This is a genomic window from Pantoea sp. SIMBA_079 (assembly GCF_046940275.1).
Classification (GTDB): domain Bacteria; phylum Pseudomonadota; class Gammaproteobacteria; order Enterobacterales; family Enterobacteriaceae; genus Pantoea; species Pantoea borealis.
The window spans coordinates 723173-740597 of the sequence record NZ_JAWRYR010000001.1 but is presented as its reverse complement, the minus strand read 5'-3'; the positions used below and the strand labels follow the sequence as shown (position 1 = coordinate 740597).

The 17425-nt window shown below is 58.5% G+C and carries 17 protein-coding genes; 9 read left to right on the top strand and 8 right to left on the bottom strand.

Going from position 1 to position 17425, the window contains the following annotated elements; genetic code table 11:
* Positions 1 to 19 precede the first annotated feature (19 nt).
* On the top strand, positions 20 to 1504 hold the full coding sequence (locus SB719_RS03630; RefSeq protein ID WP_292971447.1) for an FGGY-family carbohydrate kinase: 1485 nt from the start codon (positions 20 to 22) through the stop codon (positions 1502 to 1504).
* A 3-nt stretch (positions 1505 to 1507) separates the two neighbouring features.
* Here SB719_RS03630 and SB719_RS03625 read toward each other — a convergent pair whose 3' ends face one another.
* Entirely contained in the window at positions 1508 to 1750 is a 243-nt protein-coding gene (locus SB719_RS03625) for a hypothetical protein (RefSeq protein ID WP_293005282.1), read from the bottom strand.
* Positions 1751 to 1978: 228 nt separating this feature from the next.
* Between SB719_RS03625 and hpxO the strand changes: the two genes are divergently transcribed.
* Entirely contained in the window at positions 1979 to 3136 is a 1158-nt protein-coding gene (gene hpxO, locus SB719_RS03620) for an FAD-dependent urate hydroxylase HpxO (protein ID WP_412158892.1), read from the top strand.
* A gap of 18 nt (positions 3137 to 3154) precedes the next feature.
* On the opposite strand, the gene dcp is transcribed toward hpxO, so the two are convergent.
* Both dcp and guaD read right to left on the bottom strand, forming a co-directional pair.
* Positions 3155 to 5206 carry a peptidyl-dipeptidase Dcp gene (gene dcp, locus SB719_RS03615; protein ID WP_412158891.1) on the bottom strand — a complete coding sequence of 684 codons (2052 nt, stop codon included), beginning with the start codon at positions 5204 to 5206 and terminating at the stop codon, positions 3155 to 3157.
* 50 nt (positions 5207 to 5256) lie between these two features.
* Positions 5257 to 6615 carry a guanine deaminase gene (gene guaD / locus SB719_RS03610; RefSeq protein WP_304231873.1) on the bottom strand — a complete coding sequence of 453 codons (1359 nt, stop codon included), beginning with the start codon at positions 6613 to 6615 and terminating at the stop codon, positions 5257 to 5259.
* Positions 6616 to 6915: 300 nt separating this feature from the next.
* On the opposite strand from guaD, the gene ydfG reads away from it, so the two are divergent.
* Positions 6916 to 7665 carry a bifunctional NADP-dependent 3-hydroxy acid dehydrogenase/3-hydroxypropionate dehydrogenase YdfG gene (gene ydfG / locus SB719_RS03605; protein WP_304231870.1) on the top strand — a complete coding sequence of 250 codons (750 nt, stop codon included), beginning with the start codon at positions 6916 to 6918 and terminating at the stop codon, positions 7663 to 7665.
* Positions 7666 to 7706: 41 nt separating this feature from the next.
* Here ydfG and SB719_RS03600 read toward each other — a convergent pair whose 3' ends face one another.
* The gene (locus SB719_RS03600; protein WP_293005305.1) at positions 7707 to 8033 is read right to left on the bottom strand and encodes a YnfA family protein; all 327 of its coding nucleotides are present in this window, start codon (positions 8031 to 8033) and stop codon (positions 7707 to 7709) included.
* A gap of 130 nt (positions 8034 to 8163) precedes the next feature.
* Between SB719_RS03600 and SB719_RS03595 the strand changes: the two genes are divergently transcribed.
* The gene (locus tag SB719_RS03595) at positions 8164 to 8499 is read left to right on the top strand and encodes a DUF1283 family protein (RefSeq protein WP_292971437.1); all 336 of its coding nucleotides are present in this window, start codon (positions 8164 to 8166) and stop codon (positions 8497 to 8499) included.
* Between the two features lie 51 nt (positions 8500 to 8550).
* A complete protein-coding gene (locus tag SB719_RS03590; RefSeq protein WP_065649345.1) occupies positions 8551 to 8847 on the top strand; it encodes a DUF1161 domain-containing protein in 297 nt (98 codons plus the stop codon).
* A gap of 38 nt (positions 8848 to 8885) precedes the next feature.
* Here the strand turns inward: SB719_RS03590 and SB719_RS03585 are convergent, their stop codons facing one another.
* Positions 8886 to 10346, bottom strand: coding sequence for an MDR family MFS transporter (locus SB719_RS03585; protein ID WP_304231862.1), 1461 nt, complete (start codon positions 10344 to 10346; stop codon positions 8886 to 8888).
* 364 nt (positions 10347 to 10710) lie between these two features.
* On the opposite strand from SB719_RS03585, the gene SB719_RS03580 reads away from it, so the two are divergent.
* The 4 genes from SB719_RS03580 to osmV are packed head-to-tail and all read left to right on the top strand — an operon-like array spanning position 10711 to position 14165.
* Positions 10711 to 11427, top strand: a complete 717-nt coding sequence (locus SB719_RS03580; RefSeq protein WP_065649343.1) for an ABC transporter permease — start codon at positions 10711 to 10713, stop codon at positions 11425 to 11427.
* Positions 11428 to 11445: 18 nt separating this feature from the next.
* Positions 11446 to 12372: a glycine betaine ABC transporter substrate-binding protein gene (locus SB719_RS03575; RefSeq protein ID WP_412158915.1), complete on the top strand. Its 927-nt coding sequence runs from the start codon at positions 11446 to 11448 to the stop codon at positions 12370 to 12372.
* Positions 12373 to 12381: 9 nt separating this feature from the next.
* Positions 12382 to 13032: an osmoprotectant ABC transporter permease OsmW gene (gene osmW / locus SB719_RS03570; RefSeq protein ID WP_304231859.1), complete on the top strand. Its 651-nt coding sequence runs from the start codon at positions 12382 to 12384 to the stop codon at positions 13030 to 13032.
* Entirely contained in the window at positions 13029 to 14165 is a 1137-nt protein-coding gene (gene osmV / locus SB719_RS03565; protein WP_065649340.1) for an osmoprotectant ABC transporter ATP-binding protein OsmV, read from the top strand. The genes osmW and osmV overlap by 4 nt, the downstream gene beginning before the upstream one ends.
* A 117-nt stretch (positions 14166 to 14282) precedes the next feature.
* Here osmV and bioD read toward each other — a convergent pair whose 3' ends face one another.
* The 3 genes from bioD to SB719_RS03550 form a co-directional block, all read right to left on the bottom strand.
* Entirely contained in the window at positions 14283 to 14987 is a 705-nt protein-coding gene (gene bioD, locus SB719_RS03560) for a dethiobiotin synthase (RefSeq protein WP_304231856.1), read from the bottom strand.
* A 108-nt stretch (positions 14988 to 15095) separates the two neighbouring features.
* Positions 15096 to 16313, bottom strand: coding sequence for an ROK family transcriptional regulator (locus SB719_RS03555; protein ID WP_065649338.1), 1218 nt, complete (start codon positions 16311 to 16313; stop codon positions 15096 to 15098).
* A gap of 135 nt (positions 16314 to 16448) precedes the next feature.
* Positions 16449 to 17345, bottom strand: coding sequence for a LysR family transcriptional regulator (locus SB719_RS03550; RefSeq protein WP_065649337.1), 897 nt, complete (start codon positions 17343 to 17345; stop codon positions 16449 to 16451).
* Positions 17346 to 17425 lie beyond the last annotated feature (80 nt).

Here is a 17425-nt window from a genome sequence, read left to right as displayed (position 1 = left end):
CGGTTTTACGGAGCCGGATATGAAAATCCTGGGTATTGATGCCGGTAACACGATGATCAAGGCGGTGCTGTTTGATCTCAGCGGGACGATACTGGCCGTGGCTGAGCATACCGGCGAGACGCTGCAGCCGCAGGAGGGCTACGCCGAGCGATCGATAGCCGCCATCCGGCACGGTACTGAACAGGCAATCCGTCACTGTCTGCTGCAGGCGGGCACGACCGCACAGGATATCATTGCGGTAGGTGCCGCCGGACACGGCAATGGCCTCTATACGCTGGACCGGGCGCTGCAGCCGCAGCTCGGCATTCAGTCCATCGATCGGCGGGCAGGCGACATCGTCGATGCGCTGGAGCAGGCGGAAAAACAGCACGCCATCTATGCCCTCTCCCGGCAGACGCCGTGGCCAGCCTCCACGCCGGTGCTGCTGAGCTGGGTAAAACAGCATCAGCCGCTGATATGGCAGCAGATCGGTGCGGTACTGAGTGCCAAAGATGTGATCGTGCATTTCCTCAGCGATGCGCTCAGCAGCGACTATTCAGACGCGGCAGGCGCCGGGCTGATTGACTATCGCGTTCGCGATTACAGCGCTGAGCTGCTGGCGCTTTATGATATCGAAGACGCAGCAGCATGGCTGCCGCCGCTGCGGGAATCGAGCGCTGTCAGCGGTTATGTCACCGCGCTGGCAGCGGCGCGTACCGGGTTGCCGGCAGGTATACCGGTCGTGGCTGGCCTGTTTGACGTGGTGGCCAGTGCAGCCGGGTCAGGGGTGGTCAGCTGCGGTGACGCCTCAATCGTAGCCGGTACGTGGAGCATTAATCAGGTTGTTGTGGACAAACCTGACTATCTTCGCCCGGTCTCTATGAGTTCAATGATAGAACGGGATCGCTTTATGGCGATTGAAGCCAGCGCGACTTCTGCGGCCAACCTCAACTGGTTTCTGCGTGAGTTTGACGACCGGCGCGGCGGAAAAGGTGCGGCGCAGAGCAGTGAGTGTGTGGCGCAAATCCGCCAGGATCCGAACCTGCCGTTTTATCATCCCTATCTGTATTCCGGCCGCAAACCGGAACCGGCCCGGGCCGGATTTTACGGTCTGGGCGGCTGGCATACACGCGCAGATATGCTGTTTGCCCTGTTCGAAGGCGTGACCTTTGCTCACCGGGCGCATATTGACCGGCTGCACGCTGCCGGCCTTCCCTTTACCCGCGCAACGCTCTCAGGCGGTGCCGCGCGCAGCATAGTCTGGCCGCAGATGTTTGCCGACGTACTGAACATTCCGGTGCGGGTTGCAGCGTGCACGGAAACCGGCGCGCTGGGCGCCGCGCTGTGTGCCGGCGTTGGCGTAGGCGTATGGCGGGATTTAGCGGACGCGGTGCAGCATGCGGTCCGGCTGCAGCCGGACGCGCGGCAGCCGCGTCCGGAGTGGGTCAGCTTTCATGACGCGCGCTATCGCCAGTTTAAAAAACTGGAGCTGGCGATGCGCGATATCTGGCGTGAAACGCCCTGATACTCAGCGACACTGGCTGGCGCAGTTCTGTACGCAGATTTGTGCCAGCGAGCCACATCCGCCGCCGCTGTCATTTTTACACTGCGATTGCTGTACGTAGCAGTTTTGCTGACAGGCCGACACATCACATTTTGACGCAACCGGCGTAAACACCACAGACGGCGATTTAGGCTGTGGCTGCCAGTGACTCTGCGCCATCACGTTTACGCTGCACGCCATCATTAACGCAATTATCCACTTCATCATTACCCCTCCACGCTGAAGCCTTAAGTATGCGCAAAATCTGGTCAGAATACCGCATGAAACAAAAGATTCATGATCAATTAATTGCACCACTTCAGTGCAAATGCACTGCAACAATCGTTTCATAACCCTGTGCAATCTATTAAATATCAGGTTATTCAATAGATTGCCGATCGTCGCGCATCTGGTACAGAAGTTGCAGTGCTATCTGTCTGAGCACAGGAGACTATGATGAAAATAATTATTATTGGCGCCGGTATCGGCGGGATGAGTGCCGCCATCGCCCTGGAACGGGCAGGCTTTGAAACGGAAGTCTATGAGGCCGTTGCGGAGATGAAACCGGTTGGCGCAGCCATTTCCGTCTGGCCAAACGGGGTAAAGTGTCTTAATTCGCTCGGCCTGAAACAGCCGCTGCGCGCACTCAGCGGTAATATGGCCTGGATGGCTTATCACGATGCGCGCAGCGGTGCGCCGCTGACGCGTTTCAGCCTCGCCCCGCTGGTGCAGCAAACCGGTGAATATCCTGCGCCGGTTTCCCGCGCCGGGCTGCAGGCGATGCTGCTTGATAATTATGGCCGGACGCGCGTTCGCTTTGGCAGACGGGTTACGCATGCTGAACAGACGTCACAGGGCGTTACCGCGTTTTTTGCCGACGGCAGCGAAGCCGCAGGCGACCTGCTGGTTGCGGCAGACGGCACGCACTCGGTGCTGCGCGAGGCGGTTCTGGGTGAGCGCGTGACGCGCCGCTATGCGGGCTATGTAAACTGGAACGGGCTTATTACCGCAGATGAGGCGATTGCTCCCGCCGATCAGTGGACCACCTTTGTCGGCGACGGCAAACGCGTGTCACTAATGCCTATCGCCGGAAATCGCTTCTACTTTTTCTTCGATGTGCCGTTACCTGCCGGTCTTGCTCAGGATCGCACCACGCTGCGCGCCGATCTCAGCGGCTATTTCGCTGGCTGGGCTGAACCGGTGCAGCGGCTGATTGCGCAGCTCGACCCGCTGACCACCAACCGGGTCGAAATCCACGATACCGATCCCTTTACCCGCTTTGTACGCGGACGCATGGCGCTGCTGGGTGATGCAGCCCATAGCACCACGCCCGACATTGGCCAGGGCGGCTGCGCGGCAATGGAAGATGCCGTCGTGCTGGCCCAGACGCTGGCAACACACTCACTGGGCGTGGAAGATGCGCTGCTGCGCTATGAGGCGCGCCGGCTGGATCGTACCCGCGACCTGGTGCTGAAAGCACGCAAGCGCTGCGATATAACGCACGGCAAGGAGCCCGCGCTGACGGCAGCCTGGTATGAGGCGTTAAAAACTGAAAGCGGCGAACGGGTGCTGGCTGGGATGTGCGACACGATTAGCGGTGGCCCGATGGGGTAACGGGCCACCGCCTCTGCCCTACTCTGTACTCAGCCCGCGATGACGCAGCATCGGCTCAATCTCTGGCGCTTTACCGCGCCAGCTCAGCCAGACATGCTGCAGATCGCTGCTGTTTCCGCGTGACAACAACTGCTCGCGGAAGCGCTGCCCGTTTTCCCGCGTCAGGCCGCCATGTTCAGTAAACGCCTGATAGCCATCGTCAGCCAGCATCTGCGTCCAGATATAGGCGTAGTAACCCGCCGCATACCCTCCTCCCCAGATGTGACGAAAATAGCTGGAGCGATAGCGCGGCGGCACCCCTGCGAGCGCGATATTTTCTGCCTGCAGCGCCTGACGTTCAAAATGTTCCACATCCTGCGGCTTATCGTGCGTGGAAAGTGAATGCCACTGCAGATCCAGCAGCGCCGCCGCCAGCAGTTCGGTCATGTCATAACCTTTATTAAAGGTGGCGGCCTGCACCATTTTTTCGCGCAGTTCAGCGGGCATTGGCTCCCCGGTTTCCCAGTGACGCGCATAGCTGGCAAATACCGCCTCGTGACTGGCCCAGTGTTCATTGATCTGCGACGGAAACTCCACGAAGTCGCGGGGCGTGGCCGTACCGGAGAGGCTGGCGTAGCGCTGGTTTGCAAACAGACCATGCAGCGCATGACCAAATTCGTGGAACAGCGTGATAACCTCATCCCAGCTCAGCAGCGCCGGCTGACCAGGCTGCGGTTTAGTATAGTTGCAGACGTTGTAGATCACCGGTTTCTGATCCAGCAGCGCAGACTGGTCCACAAAGTTACCCATCCAGGCCCCGCCGCTTTTGTTATCGCGGGCAAAAAAGTCGGTGTAAAACAGCGCCAGCGGCGTCTCATCGGCATCGAAAATCTCATAGACGCACACATCCGGATGATAAACCGGCAGATCGTGGCGCTGACTGAACCGTAAACCGTAAAGCTGCGTGGCGGCCCAGAATACGCCGCGCTCCAGTACGTTATCCAGCGCGAACCAGGGACGAATGGTATCTTCATCCAGGTCATACTTCGCCTGACGCACCTGCTCTGCGTAGAAATTCCAGTCCCAGGCGCGCAGGTCAAATGATTGCTGCTGCTCTGCCATCAGCTGTGAGATATCGTCGGCCTCGCGCCCGGCGCGCTGGCGGGCGGCCGGCACAATATTGCGCATAAAGCTCAGCGCAGCATCCGGCGTTTTCGCCATCTGATCCTGCAGGTTCCACGCCGCATAGCTGCTATAGCCCAGCAGCGCTGCCTGCTCCGCGCGCAGCTGCGCCATGCGTGAAACCAGCTGCCGCGTATCATTCTCATCGTTGCGTTCACAGCGGCTCAGCGCCTGCTCAAACAGCGCTTCCCGCGTGGCGCGGATGGTTAACCGGGTCAGCGCCGGCTGCTGCGTCGTGTTTTGCAGCGGGATCAGCCACTGGTTATCAAGACCGCGCGCGGCCGCCGCGGCGCGTGCCTGTTCAAGCGCTGCGTCGCTGAGTCCCGCCAGCGCCTCTGCGCTGCTGACGGTATAGGCCGCCGACTGCGTCGCTGCCAGGAGCCGGTTACCAAAGCGGGTGCTGAGACCCGCCAGCTCCTGATTAATGGCGCGCAGCCACTGTTTGTCGTCATCGCTCAGGCCGGCACCGGCCAGCTGAAATGCCTGTCGCGTGACTTCCGTGAGCCGCACGGCCTCCGCGTCCGGGCAGGCGGTGCCTCGCTGCTGCCAGACAGCATCCAGCCGGGCAAAGAGCGCGCTGTTCAGGTAGATCTCATCGTGCAGCGCCGCCAGTGCCGGCGTAATCATCTCTTCCACCTCCTGCAGCCGCGGCGACGTATTCGCTGCCGTCATGGCTGAAAAGACCTGCCACACCCGGCTCAGTAAGAGGCCGCTGCGCTCCAGCGCTTCAAACGTATTGGCAAAGTCCGGCGGTGCCGGGTTTGCGACAATCGCGGCAACTTCGCGGCGTTTCTCTTCGATGCCCGCTTCCAGCGCGGGCAGAAAATCGTCTTCGCTTATCTGATCAAACGGCGGTGCCTGATACGGCAGCGTGCTGGCGGTAAAAAAGGGATTGGCGGATCGGTTCATTATCGCTCCTGATAATCAGCAACGCCGCAAAAGCCTGCGGCAGAGAGCCTTTATCCTGGCACGCTGGTTTGCGGGCAACAACTCTGCACGCTGTCAGTCATCTCTTTTTGCCACACCGGCCGGCCGTTTACCCAGGTCTGCGCAATGTTGCGATCGTCGCCAAGCGTCATCAGGACAAACAGCTGCTCGAAGATATCTTTACTGTTGCCATGACGCAGCTGCTGCAGCGGTGATACTGCCGGATCCAGCACGACAAAATCGGCCTCTTTACCGGGAGTAAAGTTGCCGATTTTCTCATCGAGATCCAGCGCCTGCGCTCCGCCAAGCGTGGCGCGATACAGCGCTTCACAGGCGGTCAGCTTATAGTGCTGCAGCTGCCCCACTTTATACGCTTCGCCCAGCGTCTGCAGCAGGTTGAACGTGGTGCCTGCGCCGACGTCGGTACCGATCCCCATGCGCACGTTCTCCTGCCAGCAGCGTTTGAGATCAAACAGCCCGCTGCCAAGAAACAGATTTGAAGTAGGACAAAACGCGATGGCTGAACCGGTGTCGTGCAGGCACTGCCACTCATGATCCTGCAGATGCAGGCAGTGGGCAAATACGCTGCGTGCGCCCGTGAGCTGGTAGTGGTGATAGACATCGAGATAGCCGTTGCGCTCGGGAAAAAGCTCTCTGACCCACGCCACCTCCTGCGGATTTTCACTCAGGTGCGTATGCAGCCAGGTATCGGGAAACTCAGTTCGCAGCTGGCGCACCCGTTCCAGCAGCTGTGGCGAAGAGGTCGGCGCAAAGCGTGGCGTCAGCGCATAGCCAAGACGGCCGCGCCGGTGCCAGCGCGCTATCAGCGCCCGCGTCTGCTGATAACTCGTTTCGGGCGTTTCGGTAAGGTAGTCGGGCGCGTTGCGATCCATCATCACTTTACCGGCAATGAGCCGCATGCTGAGCCGCTCTGCCGCGCTGAACAGCGCCTCAACCGACTGCGGATGCACCGTGCCGAACACCAGCGCGGTAGTGGTACCGTTAGCCAGCAGCTGCTGCAGGAAAAAAGCGGACATCTTTGCCGCATGGGTTGCACAGTGATACTGCTGCTCGACCGGAAAGGTATAGGTATTCAGCCAGGTCAGCAGCTGTTCACCGAACGCCCCCATCATTTCCGTCTGCGGATAGTGAATATGCGTATCGATAAACCCCGGCACAATCAGCTTACCGCGCAGATCCGTTACCTGCCTGTGGTCAACCTGATGCGCCGCGCTGCTCCAGCTTTGCAGGCTGACAATTTTTCCTGCACGCAGTGTCAGCACGCCATCAGCAAGATAGCGTGCGGCGTCACTCAGCGCCTCCGGCTGGTACACCGTGCGGGTAAAATCAAAAAAACTGGCGCGCAGCAGCGTCTCATTGTCAGCGTTCATAGCTCATCCTCTCAGTAAGATAAACCGATAGTGCAAAGGCTGTGCCACCTCTGAATTATTCATCCAAATCATGAGGTTAGATAAACATTAAAAGCAAACGAATGCGCAACCGATTACGCCGCTTTGCACCAGGTTCAGATGCCGGGCGCAACGACTTACTCTGTCCCGTTACGCCTCATCACGGTGCAGCCCTGCACCCGGTTAATGCACACCGGCGGCAGACTGCTTTTTTTCAGCAGGCAGGAAGTGATGGTGATATGGTTAACGCGGACTACCTGAAAACAGTTAAGGAACAGTGAGATGATTATTTTTGTTACCGGTGCTACTGCGGGTTTTGGTGAAAGTATCACCCGCCGCTTCATTGCCACAGGCCATAAAGTGATCGCCAGCGGACGGCGCGCTGAACGACTGCAGGCGCTGAAGGATGAGCTGGGTGAAAACCTCTATACCGTTCAGCTTGATGTTCGCGATCGTGCCGCGATCGATGACATTGTGGCTGCGCTTCCGGCTGAATGGCGCGCTATTGATGTACTGGTCAACAACGCGGGCCTGGCGCTGGGCACTGAGCCGGCTCACAAAGCCAGTGTCGATGACTGGGATAATATGATCGATACCAATACAAAAGGCCTGGTATACATGACCCGGGCGCTGCTGCCCGCCATGGTAGAGCGCAACGTCGGACATATCGTGAACATCGGTTCAATTGCCGGCAGCTGGCCCTATGCGGGCGGCAACGTTTATGGCGCAACCAAAGCATTTGTGCGTCAGTTCAGCCTGAATCTGCGGACCGATCTGCACGGCACCGCGCTGCGTGTGACCGATATTGAGCCAGGCCTGGTTGGCGGAACGGAGTTTTCTAACGTGCGCTTCAAAGGCGATGACGATCGCGCCGGCGCCGTGTATGAAGGCACGACAGCACTGACCGCGGAAGATGTTACCGAAGCGGTTTACTGGGTTACTACGCTGCCAGCGCATGTGAACATCAATACGCTGGAGATCATGCCGGTCAGCCAGACCACTGCCGGCCTGAAAGTGCATAAAGCGCACTGATTTTATGTGACAGCGTCACTTATCCCTGCCGGGTGACGCTGTCAGGCTTTTCCCCAGCCTGTCACCATAATCAGCATGCCGCACAGCGCTATCAGCGCGCCAGTCCAGTCCCATGCGCTCAGGCGTACCCCGTCTACCACGCGTAGCCAGATCAGAGCCGTAAACACATAGACGCCTCCGTATGCCGCATATACCCGTCCGCTTGCTGCCGGATGCAGCGTGAGCAGCCAGACAAACAGCGCCAGACTGGCGGCGGCAGGCAGCAGCAGCCATGCGCTCATCCCTTTACGCAGCCAGAGCCAGGGCAGGAAACAGCCAGTGATCTCTGCAACCGCCGTAATGAAAAACAATAGTGTGGTCTGGATCAGCATAACCCTGCTCTCTGTTACCTCAACAAACTGCACACCGCTGGTGAGCAGTAAAAGCGCGATGATATACTAGGGGCTGTTACAGAAACAGCCTCCTATGGCTGACCGGGTCTGACTGAAGGACAACACCATGAAAAATTATGCTTCTGTTCTGTTTACGGCGTTACTGTCGGCCAGTGTGCTGTTGACCGCTCCCCTTGCCACCGCGCGCACCGATCGCCTGATTGTGGAAGATGGCAACAGTGCGGCCAGCAACGAAGCCGCGCGCCAGAGTAAAGAGCAGTGGAACGATACCCGCAATCTGCGCAGCAAAATTAATACCCGGACAGAGAAAGAGTTTGATAAAGCAGACCGCGCGTTTGATACCCGCGACGCCTGCGACAAGAGCTATAACGTTAACGCTTACTGGGAAGAGAATACCCTGCGCTGCCTTGATCGCCGGACCGGTCGCCCGGTCGCGCCGTAACGCAGCTGTGCTGCTATAGTGTTCAGAGAGACAGTCAACAAGGAGTTAGCGATGAAAAAGGGTTCTCTGGTACTGCTGCTGGGTGCTATGACGCTGCCGCTGATGGCTCAGGCCTCCTGCGACAGCGTTCGTGCCGATATCAGCAAAAAAATTGTCAGCAACGGCGTGGCGGAGTCAGATTTTACGCTGGACATCGTGCCAAACGATCAGGCCGATCAGGCGGGTGGTCAGGTGGTCGGCCACTGTGAAAACGATACGCAAAAAATTGTTTATAAAAAGAATATGCGGGATGCAGACGGCAGCGCGCCCGACAGCGCCGGCAGCTCGCAGGATATGTCAGCGCAGTAACCGCAACCGGGGCAGCGTCTGCCCCGGTTTTTCACCTGTTATTCCGTCTCCGGCCGCTGACGCGGCATCAGCCAGGCGATCCACACCGTCAGCAGCGCAATCAGCAAGGCCACGATAAATACCCAGTGCAGCGAGGCTGCAATCTCAGTTGTCCAGAGCTGCAGTTCTGCCACCGGCAGCGCCTCACGACTCTCCGGCGACATGATTTTTTGCATGGGATCGTTCGCCTGCGGCAGCCGCTGCGCCAGGTTGATATTTAAAACCGCCCCCATCAGTGCGGTTCCCAGCGCCGAACCCAGCATCCGGCTGAACATAATGGAAGCAGTGCAGATACCGCGGATCTCATATTGCGCATGGTTTTGTACGGAGACCAGAAAGGTGGTGCTGGTCATGCCCATGCCGGTGCCGATAACAAAGGCCGTGAAGCCCGCCTGCAGTACGGAGCTGTCTGCATGGAGCAACAGCAGCAACGCGCTGCCGGCAATCAGTAACAGTGCGCCGAGCTGAGCGGTAAAGCGGTAAGAGGTTACGAGCATCAGGCGACCGCTCAGCGTACTGGCAATCGGCCAGCCGATTGACATCATCGCCAGCGCACTACCCGCCTGCAGCGGCGTGCCGCCGGTGATCCCCTGGATCCAGGTTGGCAGAAACGCGCTGATACCCATCATGGTCGCGCCAATAATCAGGTTACCGGCATTGCCCGCCACAATCAGGCGGCTGCGCCACAGCGCGAGCGGGAAGAGCGGCGCCGCCGTCTGCTGCTCGTGCCGTTTAAGACGCCAGCCAGCCACGCCTGCCAGCAGCAGGAAGAGCAGCAGCCAGTAGCCGAGCGCTTCCGCCTGCAGCAGCGCCACCAGCAGCGCGGTGACGCTGATCATCAGCCAGCAGCTGCCGGTGATATTCAGCGCACCTGACACAGAGGCCTGGCGTGTGGGAAGGAAGCGCGCCAGCAGCAGCATTGAGATCAGGCCTACCGGTACATTGACCCAGAATATCACCGCCCAGCTGAAATGCTGCACCAGCCACGCGCCGCTAAGCGGCCCGATAATCGCCGCCACGCCCCAGACGCTGGAGAGCCAGCCCTGCACGGTGGCGCGTTCACGCGGGGAATAGATATCCGCCACAATAGTGGTGGTCAGCGGCATGATTGCGCCTGCCCCCAGCCCCTGAAACGCGCGAAACAGAATGAGCCATGTCATGGTATGGGCAAAGCCGCACAGCACTGAGCCGAACAAAAACAGCGACACTCCGACAAAAAAGAGCCGCTTACGTCCCCATATATCGGCTAAACGCCCATAAAGCGGCACGCTGACCGCCTGCGTCAGCAGATAAATAGAAAACACCCAGCCAAACTGCGCAAAGCCGCCAAGATCGGCAATTATCGTGGGCATGGCCGTGGCGACAATAGTGACCTCAATCGCGGCCATAAACATCGCCAGCATACAGGCAAACAGGATCCATGGACGATGGCTGCGCAAAACTTCAGCGTGCTCTGACATAACGCTCCTTATACCGGTTAATCTTTTGGTTCAGCCACACAATGCGCCAGCCAGCGTTTATGTGACAGGGTAACCTTTTTCGATGAATTTTTTTTATTGTCATAGCATCCCATATCCCGCGCGGGCTGCATGCCGTTTTGCCCGCACCCTGCCCGCTGTTTTTTGCGCTAAATGCTGGCTTTGCCGATCAGAGATTGCTATAGATTTTTAGCCGTACGGTTAATTACATGTGAATTTACGCAGCTTTAGCGCGGTCAATCTGCCTTTTAACCATAAAATTTTGCTATCGAACGCGGCCCCTTATCCTGCCGCTCAGCAGAGCAATCATAGCTGATTGTTATATTTATTCAGGGAGAAAACGGTTATGCCTCACGCATCGCTGATCCGGCGCACCGGATTGGCTCTTCTCACACTTTTAGTACTCGTCGCGCTGCTGGTCTGGGGACTCGGTCCGGATACGCTGCGCGCCCGCCAGACCGATCTGATTTATCTCGGTCAGCAGCATCTCTGGCTGGTTTTCTGGTCCATGCTCTGCGCGCTGCTGGTGGGGATCCCTTCCGGGATTGTGCTGAGCCGTCCTTTTGCACGACGCCGGGCTGAATATGTTATGCAGATATTCAACGTCGGTAATACCCTCCCGCCTCTGGCCGTGCTGGCGCTGGCCATGGTGGTTGTGGGCATCGGTGAACAGCCGGCGCTGATTGCCCTGTTCCTCGCCTCGCTGCTGCCCATTGTGCGCAATACCTATGCCGGCCTGTGCGCGGTCCCCCCTGCGCTGATTGAAGCGGCAAAAGGCATTGGCATGACCCGCCTGCAGCGGCTGCGCCAGGTTGAGCTGCCGGACGCGCTGCCGGTGATATTAGCCGGGGTGCGCATCGCCACAGCGATTAACGTCGGCACCGCGCCGCTGGCCTTTTTGATAGGCGCGAGCAGCTACGGCGAACTGATTTTCCCCGGAATTTATCTGAACGATTTCCCGACGCTGATTCTGGGCGCGGCCGCCACCGCGCTGATAGCCCTGATCCTGGATATGCTGCTGGCCGCGCTGGGCCGCATTCTTTCGCCACACGCTGCAACTTAACCCATGGAGCACGTTTTGATGATCCTCACCAGGCCGCTTTCCCGCTGGCTGCGCGATGCTGTGCTGGCGCTGAGCACTGCGCTGCTGCTGACTCAGTCAGCAATGGCTGCTGCGCCCGTTACGCTCTCCACCAAAAGCTTTACTGAACAACATATTTTGTCTGCCCTGACCGTTTTATGGCTGCAGAAAAACGGATTTAAGATCATCCCAAAGACCAATATTGCCACCACCATCAGCCGTAATGCCATGATCAATAAACAGATTGATATGACATGGGAATATACCGGCACCTCGCTCATTATTTTTAACCACATCAGTAAGCCCATGTCCCCTGAGCAGGCGTGGGCGACAGTGAAAAAGCTCGATGCAAAACAGGGGCTGGTCTGGCTTAAACCGGCACCCATGAACAATACCTACGCTTTCGCCATGCAGCGACGTCGCGCAGAGCAGGAGGGTATTACCACCCTGTCGCAGCTGGTCAGCAAAATGGAACAGGTGCGCAGGAACGATCCGGAGCATAACTGGCGGCTGGGGCTGGATCTGGAATTTGCGGGCCGCTCCGATGGCCTGAAGCCGCTGCAAAAAGTTTATCAACTGCCGCTCGATCGCCCGCAAATCCGCCAGATGGATCCCGGACTGGTCTATAACGCGGTGCGTGACGGGTTTGTGGACGCCGGCCTGATCTATACCACCGATGGCCGCGTCAAAGGCTTTGACCTGCTGGTATTAAAAGATGATAAGCACTTCTTCCCCAGTTACAACGTCACGCCAGTGGTGCGTAAAGAGGTGCTCGCTGCACATCCTGGCCTGGAGAAAGCGCTGAATCAGCTGTCAGCATTGATTACTGATGACGCTATTTCAGAAATGAACAAGCGGGTGGATATCGATCATCAGTCACCCGCTCAGGTTGCCCGCGATTTCCTCCAGACCCGTAACATGCTGTAAGGAGACACCATGGATACCCTCTATTACATCACTGACAACTGGCAGATGCTGCTGGGCCTGACGTGGCAGCACACCTGGCTGGTGCTTGTGGCGGTTGGCTTTGCCATCCTCGCTGGCGTGCCGCTGGGCATTTTGATTGTACGCGTTAAATGGCTGGCGACGCCGGTGCTGGGCATTGCCACTATTGTGCTGACTATCCCTACCATCGCGCTGTTCGGGCTAATGATCCCGCTTTTTTCACTGATCGGCCAGGGCATCGGCGCCCTGCCTGCGATTACGGCTGTGTTTCTCTATTCGCTGCTGCCTATTGTGCGTAACACCCATACGGCGCTGGAGAACCTGCCCTCCGGACTGCGCGAAGCGGGACGCGGCATTGGTATGACGTTCTGGCAGCGGCTGCGCTGGGTAGAGATCCCGATGGCGCTGCCGGTGATTTTTGGCGGCATCCGCACGGCGGTGGTGATGAACGTCGGCGTTATGGCGATCGCCGCCGTTATCGGTGCAGGCGGTCTCGGACTGCAGCTGCTGGATGGCATCGGCGGTAGCGATGTACGCATGCTTATTGCCGGCGCGCTGATGATCTGCCTGCTGGCTATCTTTCTTGACTGGCTGCTGCACCGGCTGCAGCTGGCACTGACCCCGAGGGGGATTCGCGAATGATTAAACTGGAAAACCTGACGAAAACTTTTACGCAGAAAAATGGCACGGCCTTTAATGCGGTAGATAACGTCAGCCTGCATGTACCGGCAGGCGAAATGTGCGTGCTGCTCGGCCCTTCCGGCTGCGGCAAAACCACCACGCTGAAGATGATTAACCGGCTGATACCGGCCAGCGGCGGCCGGATTTATATCAACGGAGAGGATACCAGCGGCCAGGATACGGTAACGCTGCGCCGCAATATCGGCTATGTGATCCAGCAGATTGGCCTGTTTCCGAACATGACGATTGAGGAGAATATTACGGTGGTGCCCCGCATGCTGGGCTGGGATAAAAAGCGCTGCCGTGAAAGAGCCACGGAGCTGATGAGCATGGTGGCGCTGGATCCGACTAAGTTTTTACATCGCTACCCGCGTGAAATGTCCGGCGGTCAGCAGCAGCGCATTGGCGTTATCCGGGCACTGGCTGCCGATCCACCGGTGCTGCTGATGGATGAGCCTTTTGGCGCCGTCGACCCGATAAACCGCGAAGCGATCCAGAATGAGTTTCTTGAGATGCAGCGCCAGCTGAAAAAAACGGTCATGCTGGTCAGCCACGATATCGATGAAGCGTTAAAGCTCGGCGATCGCATTGCGGTATTTGGTCAGGGAAAAATCGTGCAGTGCGCCAGCCCGGATGAGCTGCTGGCAAAACCCGCAAACGACTTTGTCGGATCCTTTGTCGGTCAGGATCGCACCCTTAAACGCCTGCTGCTGGTACAGGCAGGCGACGTTACCGACCAGCAGCCTGCCATTACCGTACGCCGCAGCACGCCGCTTATGGAGGCATTTACCACCATGGATGACAACGATATGCGTTCAGTCACCGTGGTCGATGAGGATGACAGGCCGCTTGGCTTTGTGAAGCGTCGCGAGGCGCGCGGTGCTGCCGGCCACTGCGGGGAGAGGCTGCACCACTTTCGCGTCACTGGCAAAGCTGAAGAGAACCTGCGCGTGGTGCTGTCAAAACTGTATGAGCACAACACCGTCTGGATGCCGATTGTCGATGAGAATGGCCGCTACAGCGGCGAAATCTCACAGGATTATATCGCAGACTATCTTAGTTCAGGCCGGACCCGCCGCCGCCTTAATCCCTGACGTGGCGTGCGCCTGAACCGGCGCACGCGCCCTGTTCCGCCCTTCTGCCCGCTGCAAATTTGCCGGCAGAAGCAGACGCAGCAGGGAGAGTCTGCAGAGCTGGATACGCATGTTGTTTTATACGGCGGCGCTGTGTGCGCTGGCTGAGTGCACCGACGGCCCGATTAACGCGCCGGGATTGATATAACGGGTCAGATCGCGCTGTTCAGCGCGCGGGAGATAAGGCAGCTCTCCCAGTAGCGGCGCATTGAGCCGGTCGCTCAGCACGCTGACAATCTCAGCATAATGGGCAAGGCCCGGATTAATACGGTTTGCGACCCAGCCTGCCAGCATCAGCCCGTCATGCACAATCGCCTCCGCCGTCAGCAGCGCATGATTGATGCACCCCGTTTTGATCCCTACGACCAGCACGACCGGCAGCTGCTGTTGCTGTACCCAGCCGGCGAGTGGCTGCCGATCGTTCATCAGGCTGCGCCAGCCGCCTGTGCCCTCAACGATCACATATCCGGCCTGCGCCTGCAGCTCTGCCAGACGCCGGTCAAGCAATGCGTAGTCGACGGGCTGCAGGGTGCCCGCGCCGGCCTCATTTTCCGTCAGTATAACCGGATTAACAGCCGGATAGCTCAGCGTCAGCCCTGACGCCTGCTGCAGCAGTTCTGCATCGCGGTTACGCAATCCTTCCGGCGTGGCGCGCGCCTCTTTTGCCACAGGTTTAAAACCTGCGGCGCAGATGTTTGCCTGCGCCAGCGATTGCAGCAGCGCGCATGCAACGACCGTTTTTCCTGCTCCGGTATCCGTAGCCGTGACAAATAACGTGTTCACCTGTTCCACTCCTTCCAGTAAGCAGCATGGGTAGCCTGCGAAGAAGGCAGTGTAGATAATTGACGCAGCAGGCAGTTTGCGTTAGCGCAAACTTAAGGTGAGCTGCAGTTATCCCTGCAGCAGTTTGATCAGCAGATGACCGTTATAAAGAGCATCTTTGATGAGCGCTGCAGCTCCCAGCGTACCGGGATCGTCCATTAACGCAGGCACCAGCTCAAGATCGCGGCTGTAAGCGGGCAGCGCCTGCTGGCGGATAGTGCTGCTTACGGCAGGAAAAAGGACATCTGCGGCCTGATTGAGTGGTGAACCGATAAGAATTTTTTGCGGGTTGAAAATATTCACCATCATCGCCAGCATGCGTCCGACGTGATGGCCGACGCCGGCAATCGCATCATGTGCCAGCCGGTCTCCCTGCTGCGCAGCACGGCAGAGGTTTTCCAGCGTCAGCGGCTGCTGATGCAGCGGGCTGTCAGACTGCAGAGCGAGTCGCTGCCGGACCAGCTGCAGCAGGCTGGCGGTGCTGGCTACCGTCTCCAGACAGCCGTGGTTGCCGCAGTAGCACTGCTGGCCCCACGGATCGATCTGCGTATGCCCTATCTCTACCAGCGCCCGACCGCTTTTGTGCAGCAGCTGACCGCCGCTGATAACGCCTGCGCCTACGGTCTCATCAATCACAATCTGAATGACATCCTGCGCGCCGCGCGACGCGCCAAACAGCGCCTCTGCCAGCGTCCACGCTGAAATGTCATGCTGCACAAACACCGGCAGGCCGGAGCGCTGCGCCAGCGTTTCACCAAGCGGCATATCCTGTACGTCATAGCCCGGCATGCGATGGACCACGCCGGAAGCCGCATTAATCAGACCAGGGGCCGTGATAGCGATAGCCGTCAGACGCTCCAGCCGCTGCTGATGACGGATAAAGAACGCATCCACCAGCGTCTGCAGCGTCTGCAGCAGCGGCACGTCAGAGACCACGGGCAGCGGCAGACGATCCTCTTCCAGCGCACGGCTGCTTAAATCGCGCAGCGTCAGCGTCACCACGCCGGGCTGAATGCGTATCGCCAGGTAGTGCCACGCCAGCGTATCCAGTACGAGGCCGATCGCCGGGCGGCCGCGACTGCCTGGCTCCTGAAACTCCGTTTCCTGTACCAGATGCGCATCCAGCATTTCACGTACAATTTTGGTGATGCTGGCGGGAGCCAGCTGCGCCCGCTTCGAGAGTTCAATACGTGATATCGGCCCATACTGGTCAATCAGACGATAGACTACGCCTGCATTAGTCTGTTTGATGTGGTCAATATGACCCGGCTGACTCTCCCGATTCACACCCTGCTCCCGGATATTTTCGCGCTTCTAAATAAACATTCGCTATGGTGAGGTACTTTGCCGGAGAGCGTTAACTATTTGGCTGAAAATGTGACTGGTCGCACAGATTGCCATAACCAGTCTGCCGGCATTGCGTCAGATTTCAGCGTTTTCCAGCATCAGCGCCTGCATATTGCGCATCTGCGCGGAGGGTTCCCGCAGCGCCGGCCAGACCAGCCAGACTTCCGAACGCGCATCATGCTCCTCCAGCGGGATCCAGACCAGATCGGCCAGACGGGCCCGGGCAAAAGCGGCGGGCAAGACAGAGATCCCCAGCCCGGTTGCGACCAGGCCCAGAATTGTCATCGCCTCACCGGCCTCCTGCGTAACAACCGGACTGACGTGATAGCGATGCAGCAGCGCCAGAATGTCACCGTAGAGCGCCGTACCGCTTTGCGCGTCAAAGAAAATAAACGGCTCCCCGGCCAGGGCGCGAACGGAGAGACTGCGGTGTTTCGCCAGCGCATGATCGCGGTGCATCACGGCATACAATGGCTCGCGCAGCAGCAGCTGGTAATGCAGATCTGCCGGCAGCGGCGTATTACGCATGACACCGAGATCGAGCTGGCCATCAAGCAGCGGCGTCAGCTGCTGGCGGGTGTTGTACTCCTGCATATGAATATGCACTTCCGGCCAGCGCTGGCGAAAACGAAACAGCGCGTCTGAAACCAGCCCGGTAAAAGGCGCGGATGAGGTAAAACCGATGCGCAGCTCGCCCTGCTGGCCCTGATGGATGCGTGCAGCCCGGTCCGCACTCTGGTTCACCTGCAGCAGAATAGCGCGCGCATCCTGCAGGAAAGCGGCACCGGCGGGCGTCAGCTGTACGCTGCGATTGGTGCGCACCAGCAGACGGGCCTGAATGCTCTGCTCCAGCTGCTGGATCTGCTGGCTGAGCGGTGGCTGAGAAATATTGAGACGTCGTGCCGCGCGGCCAAAATGCAGCTCTTCAGCAACAGCGATAAAATAACGCAGGTGACGCAGCTCAATATTCATATTTTTAACATATCAGTTGAGATGATTAATATATTGTACATCTCATTCACCGCTTCTTACAGTAAGGTATTCTCTCTGAA